The sequence below is a fragment of the Bacillus sp. 123MFChir2 genome (assembly GCF_000383235.1).
GTDB lineage: Bacteria > Bacillota > Bacilli > Bacillales > Bacillaceae_G > Bacillus_A.
In genome coordinates, this window is sequence record NZ_KB910973.1 from 21,671 (window position 1) to 27,984 (window position 6,314).

Genomic DNA, 6,314 nt, shown 5'->3' on the forward strand with positions numbered 1-6,314 from the left:
TATATATAATGATAATTATATGTATTTTATAAATAAAAAGAGACTGCGCTCTATTGGCAGATAGGACGCAATCCCCAGTCCGTATAGAATTTCCGCAACTATACAGACCGCTTAGTTGACTGGTAGAAGTGCTACAACTTCCAGCAAATCTATTATATCATTTCGCACGTTGCGAAGTACATACAGTATCGTCGATCCTCGCATAGCTTCCCCAATCTTCTAGTAATTTCGCTTAACAAAGAATCTCCTAAAATATCGAATAAAATACACGCTTAAAATTTCTCTTATATCTAGTAAAATGGTATAATTAGATATATATGGTAAAGGAGGCGTGATTAAATGATAGTTTATGGCGAAGTTGGTCTTGGAAGAAACAAAACACCTTACAGTATTGAACTTCCATATGAAGACATTACTCAATCTGCAATGCCTATTGAACAATCTACTGCATTAATAGTAGATGCTATAAATAAGAAATATGGAACAAGCTATCCATATTCAATCTTCATGACAGTTGAATTTAAAAAATAAAGTAAGGCACTCATTAGAGTGCTTTTTAATTTCGGATTTAACTGGGATTATCTAGTATAGACCTTAATCTATATTCTCATCTACACATCGCTCCACGTCACTATATACCGCTATAAACTAGTAACTTACGTTCATTCATCGAGTAGTTCGTATTAATAAACGCCATTTATCCATTACTCATGCTATTACGTGATAGCGAAGTAGCGAAAGAGGTACGCACACAGCTGTTAAATATCGAAGAGAAGGCGAATACGGGCGCTAAAACAATGGATATTATATAAAGAAAAAAGACACTTGTTACACCGTCCCACCTTCGTATCCTATTCGTTTCATCTTGTCCATGTCCGCACTAATTTCATTGTTGCGCACCTTCCTGCTCTTCCATTTCCTTCATTTCATCTTGCCATGTGCCGCCAATACCACCGCTAGGCGTATTCCAGCGTTTTTCTTGGCGTAGGATTCTCGCCTTATCTTCTTCGGTCATTTCAGATTGGTATTTCTTCGCTTCCTCACGTTGTTGTTCTTCATATTCTCTTTCCTGTTGTTGCAGATGTTTTTGGTGCGCTTCTTCATCAATAATCTTATCGCAGCCGTGCGCTTCTTGCTTCGTTTCGTCGTGTCCATGTCCGCAGTAATCGTTAGGAATAGCAGACTTTGTACTCTTCGCAGGTGTATCCGCCTTACTAGGTGCGGGCTTGTGAGTAGCTTCGCTATTATTCGTAGGTGTATCCTTTGCCGTATCCGCTCCTTGTCCGATAAATCCGCGTTTATTATCTAGCGTCGTTTGTTTCCACTCATTAGCGCGGTTTATTTCCGTACGATGCGCGCCATATAACTTCAATTCGTCGTTTTCGTGAGTGAAATACACTTCAATACGCGTTTCTATTCCGTTAGATTCGTACTTATATGTGTACATTGTACCTTCCCACTTCTTGCCGTACTGTTTGATGCGCATGAATGACGCAAATGCAACGTTTTTATTTAGTGTTTTCGCTACCTTTTCCGCACTCATACCGACTTTTAACGATTTAAATGAATCTATCGATAAATTTCCGCCGTTATCGACATCAAACGTTAGTTTCTGCGGCTTCTTACCGTCAATTTTGATGTCAAGGTCGATAAGGAATTCACTGTTCTCAGATTCGCGTAATGCGTTCAGTTCTTTTTCAACTTCCTTCGACTTCTTTTCGGCTTCGTACCTTTCCTGCGCGATTTCTTTCGGTGACTTTTCAGCATTGACTTCGTTAGATTTACCTTCGTTAGAACCACCGCACCCACTTAATAGCGCTGTTGCCGTGATTCCTACTAACATTACTTTTTTAATTGATTTATATGTATCCATTATTTGATATCCCCTTCACTATGTCCAGTGCGTTAACCTCTCACCCATGATTATTTTGAATGTACTCATTTATGTATAACAGACTTCCTCCGACATCTTTATTGAATCGAACCTTAATGCGTCCCCTTTTCCTTTTTCTTTCGCCAGTCACCGATTGTCTCCGTAATAGCTGCTGCGACTACAGCCATTCCAAATATTACTGCGGCTGCACTAAGATACAAGTTTCCGATAATATCCGTAACTATTAGCGCTATGAACGCTATTAACAAAAGTATAGCTGAATGTTTCTTTCCCTTCTTTATTGTTATTTTTATCTTAAACATATGCGCATTCCTCTCCTTTACTTCTTCGCCAACCTACCCTAAACTACGTCGTTAACTCTAGCTAAATCATACTTATACATAGCTTCACAACAAAACACGCTATAGGGTTTTTGGTATAGAAAATAACTTTTGGAATCTATAACCAAGATAGGGTATAATACGAGTATATGAAAAAAGCCCATCGTATTAGCGTACGACAGGCTTTTCGCAAGGGTGGTGAATACATACATGGACGCAATCACCGTTACTGCGGTTTGTTCCTTACTCATGGTTGTCATAAACGTAATTAACATGAGTAAAGACAAAAAATAGTATTTTATTTAAAGTCTTTCAGTGCTACCAACACTGAGAGGCTTTTTTATTTATATAGTATTCCACATTTGATGCAGAATATTACTTGTAAACCTATAGTTTACTTAGTAGGCATACGAATTTGTCAAAATGACAAATTTTAGCGTAGAGTTGTTCCTAAGGCAACATAAAGATTAAAAAGGTTCACTTTAAGTTAACTTTTATCCATAGATGCGTTTTCCAATCCCCACCACCGCCAGGGTCATACGTGATAAATTTTGTATCAAAAACGTTTCTTATAGAAACATTATAACTTAACACAGAATCGAGTTACAAGAAAAGTTTACTTTTAGGAAACTTTTTTCTGACCTTTTTCAGATTAAATTCTGATTAATTTCAGCTTAACTTGTAGGTCTGATTTACATGATACATTTTGTATCATGCTAACCTCTTACGTTTTATAAACGAGCGAACAGCCCCTCTTGCACTATGAAATGTACGTCCTGTCCTTTTAGCTAATCGTCTTGCAATTTCGCTCTTATTTTCTACGTGATCTTCATCTAAAACAATACGCATAATTATTTTATCCACTTCCCTATCGCAGTATTTTGCGTATAGCTCCTCTTTTATTACTGCGTATATCGCTGCTCCTTCTACATTTACTGTATTATCGATTATTTGTAATGCGTCTAGGTCTTCGCCTATTAGCTGTAACACTTTGCGTTTCTTTCCTCTATTCCCACAATACTGCTTTACACTTTGGTTAATAAGCACCCTCACTCTCCTATCGAAATTTCCTTTATGTATATCAAACGTTCTGATTGAGTATTCAATCTTACGATAACAATCGTCTATAAAATGCGTTTCATTATTCATCTTAAACCAATTTTCGAATGCTAGTCGTTCTATTAGAGGCATGTAGTGAGCTTTAATTTCCCACAATGCCGTTTCATTCCTCTTTGCTTCGATAGCTGCTGCGTTTAGTCTGTCGATTACCATTGCGTTGCTTCCCCTTGCTGCGTATTGTGTTTATCTACGCCGCTTCGCAACTCTTCGCCAATGGCTAACATTTTCAATTTTTATACTTGACTTGTGTTAACGCCTTTTGCTAGCAGAGGGAGAGTGTCTAGGAAATAACGGCGCAGTTTACCCCTACTCACAAAGATAAAACTATCAATGCGAATAAGAGGTAAAGCACGATACTAGCATCGGTCGATTGCTGAGGTTTCTAAGTATGCCCCTTCCAACTTCGGCGATTTCTCGCCCCTCGGTCTTTCTATATCGCAGAGCTTCCCACGATACATATCTTACCGAAGACCCTGTTACCGTAGTAACAAAGCTCGTCCACTCCTCGCATTTTTGCTTTCGCATGGTAGCGACCACCTAGCCTACACACGCACGGAAGGGATATGCGTTGAATGTGTAGCGCTGATGTTTGCGGTGGTTCAGCTCCCCTTTTACGTTTTTAGTTTAGCGACTTGGTACGGCGTCCACGTCGTGAGTCTACCGCAGCAGTACCTAAAAAAGACAGCACTTAAGAAGCCTTGCATTCTTCAAATTTTTTCGATAAAATGAAGGTACTGAATGACGGTATCGTCTGTTATTTGGTTTTATCTCATTGAATTTTTGAGTCTCCAGTTGGCGCTGGGGACTTTTTTCTTTAAATGTGACGCTTCTCTAATATTTTTAAAGGTGAAAACTTCTTATGCGCTTCTCTTACGTCGTTTCCGAATAGATTAACGTACGTCTTCACAATCTCCATACTTGTATGTCCTAGAATCGCCTGTAGTTCGAATATATTAGCTCCTTGTTGTACAGATAGCTTCGCAAAAGTATGTCTAAACGTATGACAGCTACATCGTACTCCTTTAATACCCGCAAGCACACCGTACTTCTCAATTCTATTTTGAAGTCCACGCTTAGATAGTGGTGTATTATCTACTGTCACAAATAAGGCGTCTACTTCTACATAACCACGTATGGCAATATACTTCTTTAACTGCTGCTTCATTTGCGTTTGAATTGGTACTAACCTCTCTCGATAGCTCTTCGCATTACGTACACATAGCAAGCTGTCTTCCCAACGGATATCTGCTAACGATAGACCTACCAGCTCATTAGCTCTTATACCCGTTTCGAGTAATAACATCATAATTGTGTAATCCCGAACGCCTGTAAACGTCTTTAAATCGGGTTGTCTGAATAGCTTGTCTAACTGATCTTTAGTAAAAGTCGCAATGATATGCTTGCGGTCTTTTAACAACTGTACATTATCAAACGGATTTTTCTGTATATGCTTATTTTTATATAAGAAGTTAAAAAATGCCCTTAGTGCCCTAAGCCTTGTATTAATAGTGACAACACGAGCGCCCTTATAATTGCGCAAGTACAAAATCACATTTTCTTTAATATGCTCTTCAGTTACGTGGTTCGGCTTTAAAACGTTTGGGTCTATATCTTGCTCTCTTAAGTAATTGAGGAATGTATTTAATTCACTTCGATAAAACTTCATAGTATGAGGTCTAAGATTGCGTATTTCGCAGTCTTTTAAAAAGAGGCTTATTGCTTCCTCGAACGTCTCTACATACGATTTTGTTGTACGACGTATAATAGCTAATTCATTATCGTCTAATACGTTTTTACGTCTACTCATGACTATCTATCCTCCTAACATTGCGTATTATTGATGCACACGATTAGAAGGGATTTAGTAGTGCCGTATATAGAAGCTAAAGGACATAAAAAAAGCGCCTCCCACCACAGTAGGAAACGCTTGATATTATCGAGGTATTCACGCTTATTGTACGCTTACAAACATAAAAAAAACGAGTTATCCTCGTCTAAACAGTACCGATGGTCGGGGTCGAACCGACACTCCTTACGGAACACGATTTTGAGTCGTGCGCGTCTGCCAATTCCGCCACATCGGCAAAATATGGAGGCGGCAACCGGATTTGAACCGGTGGTAAAGGTTTTGCAGACCTCTGCCTTACCACTTGGCTATGCCGCCATATTAAATTTGGAGCGGAAGACGGGATTCGAACCCGCGACCCCAACCTTGGCAAGGTTGTATTCTACCACTGAACTACTTCCGCAAAAATGGCTGGGCTAGCTGGATTCGAACCAGCGCATGACGGAGTCAAAGTCCGTTGCCTTACCGCTTGGCTATAGCCCACCGAATGTTTAATACATTATATGTTATATTACGTATTTTATTACTTAAAATATCCAATCAGGACATTAAGTATATTATCACAATCCATTTAATTTGTAAAGTGATATTTAAAAATGGGGCGACTGATGGGAATCGAACCCACGAGTGTCGGAGCCACAATCCGATGCGTTAACCACTTCGCCACAGCCGCCATGCTGTGTTGGCAGGGGCAGTAGGAATTGAACCCACACTGGAGGTTTTGGAGACCTCTGTTCTACCTTTAAACTATGCCCCTATATAAAATGTAAATGGTGGAGGGGGGCAGATTCGAACTGCCGAACCCGAAGGAGCGGATTTACAGTCCGCCGCGTTTAGCCACTTCGCTACCCCTCCGAAACTTACATGGTGCCGGCTAGAGGACTTGAACCCCCAACCTACTGATTACAAGTCAGTTGCTCTACCAATTGAGCTAAGCCGGCGTTATTTATTTGAAAATGGTGGCTCGGGACGGAATCGAACCGCCGACACGAGGATTTTCAGTCCTCTGCTCTACCGACTGAGCTACCGAGCCTTAATAAAAATGGCGGTCCCGACCGGGGTCGAACCGGCGATCTCCTGCGTGACAGGCAGGCATGTTAACCACTACACCACGGGACCATTGGTTGCGGGGACA

The 6,314-nt window shown here is 40.2% G+C and carries 5 protein-coding genes and 10 tRNA genes; 1 reads left to right on the forward strand and 14 read right to left on the reverse strand.

What is annotated here, in order from left to right; genetic code table 11:
- Nucleotides 1–339: 339 nt before the first annotated feature.
- Nucleotides 340–531, forward strand: a complete 192-nt coding sequence (locus H280_RS0119425) for a hypothetical protein (RefSeq protein ID WP_020062798.1) — start codon at nucleotides 340–342, stop codon at nucleotides 529–531.
- A gap of 355 nt (nucleotides 532–886) precedes the next feature.
- On the opposite strand, the gene H280_RS0119430 is transcribed toward H280_RS0119425, so the two are convergent.
- The 14 genes from H280_RS0119430 to H280_RS0119495 form a co-directional block, all read right to left on the reverse strand.
- Nucleotides 887–1,873, reverse strand: coding sequence for a hypothetical protein (locus H280_RS0119430; RefSeq protein ID WP_020062799.1), 987 nt, complete (start codon nucleotides 1,871–1,873; stop codon nucleotides 887–889).
- Nucleotides 1,874–1,986: 113 nt separating this feature from the next.
- The gene (locus tag H280_RS0119435) at nucleotides 1,987–2,196 is read right to left on the reverse strand and encodes a hypothetical protein (RefSeq protein ID WP_020062800.1); all 210 of its coding nucleotides are present in this window, start codon (nucleotides 2,194–2,196) and stop codon (nucleotides 1,987–1,989) included.
- A 729-nt stretch (nucleotides 2,197–2,925) separates the two neighbouring features.
- Nucleotides 2,926–3,486: a hypothetical protein gene (locus H280_RS0119440; protein WP_020062801.1), complete on the reverse strand. Its 561-nt coding sequence runs from the start codon at nucleotides 3,484–3,486 to the stop codon at nucleotides 2,926–2,928.
- A gap of 661 nt (nucleotides 3,487–4,147) precedes the next feature.
- Nucleotides 4,148–5,140: a tyrosine-type recombinase/integrase gene (locus H280_RS0119445; protein WP_020062802.1), complete on the reverse strand. Its 993-nt coding sequence runs from the start codon at nucleotides 5,138–5,140 to the stop codon at nucleotides 4,148–4,150.
- 195 nt (nucleotides 5,141–5,335) lie between these two features.
- A tRNA-Leu gene (locus H280_RS0119450) sits at nucleotides 5,336–5,417 on the reverse strand.
- 6 nt (nucleotides 5,418–5,423) lie between these two features.
- Nucleotides 5,424–5,497 (reverse strand) — tRNA-Cys (locus H280_RS0119455).
- A gap of 10 nt (nucleotides 5,498–5,507) precedes the next feature.
- Nucleotides 5,508–5,582 (reverse strand) — tRNA-Gly (locus tag H280_RS0119460).
- 5 nt (nucleotides 5,583–5,587) lie between these two features.
- Nucleotides 5,588–5,662: transfer RNA gene (locus H280_RS0119465), tRNA-Gln, on the reverse strand.
- Nucleotides 5,663–5,776: 114 nt separating this feature from the next.
- Nucleotides 5,777–5,852, reverse strand: a tRNA-His gene (locus tag H280_RS0119470).
- A gap of 10 nt (nucleotides 5,853–5,862) precedes the next feature.
- Nucleotides 5,863–5,936, reverse strand: a tRNA-Trp gene (locus H280_RS0119475).
- A gap of 14 nt (nucleotides 5,937–5,950) precedes the next feature.
- Nucleotides 5,951–6,034 (reverse strand) — tRNA-Tyr (locus tag H280_RS0119480).
- Nucleotides 6,035–6,044: 10 nt separating this feature from the next.
- Nucleotides 6,045–6,120, reverse strand: a tRNA-Thr gene (locus H280_RS0119485).
- 16 nt (nucleotides 6,121–6,136) lie between these two features.
- A tRNA-Phe gene (locus tag H280_RS0119490) sits at nucleotides 6,137–6,212 on the reverse strand.
- Between the two features lie 10 nt (nucleotides 6,213–6,222).
- A tRNA-Asp gene (locus tag H280_RS0119495) sits at nucleotides 6,223–6,298 on the reverse strand.
- Nucleotides 6,299–6,314 lie beyond the last annotated feature (16 nt).

Coding starts and splice junctions, on each gene's coding strand:
- H280_RS0119435 (WP_020062800.1), bottom strand. CDS start 2,196: ATGTTTAAGATAAAAATAACAATAAAGAAGGGAAAGAAACATTCAGCT.
- H280_RS0119445 (WP_020062802.1), bottom strand. CDS start 5,140: ATGAGTAGACGTAAAAACGTATTAGACGATAATGAATTAGCTATTATA.
- H280_RS0119440 (WP_020062801.1), bottom strand. CDS start 3,486: ATGGTAATCGACAGACTAAACGCAGCAGCTATCGAAGCAAAGAGGAAT.
- H280_RS0119430 (WP_020062799.1), bottom strand. CDS start 1,873: ATGGATACATATAAATCAATTAAAAAAGTAATGTTAGTAGGAATCACG.
- H280_RS0119425 (WP_020062798.1), top strand. CDS start 340: ATGATAGTTTATGGCGAAGTTGGTCTTGGAAGAAACAAAACACCTTAC.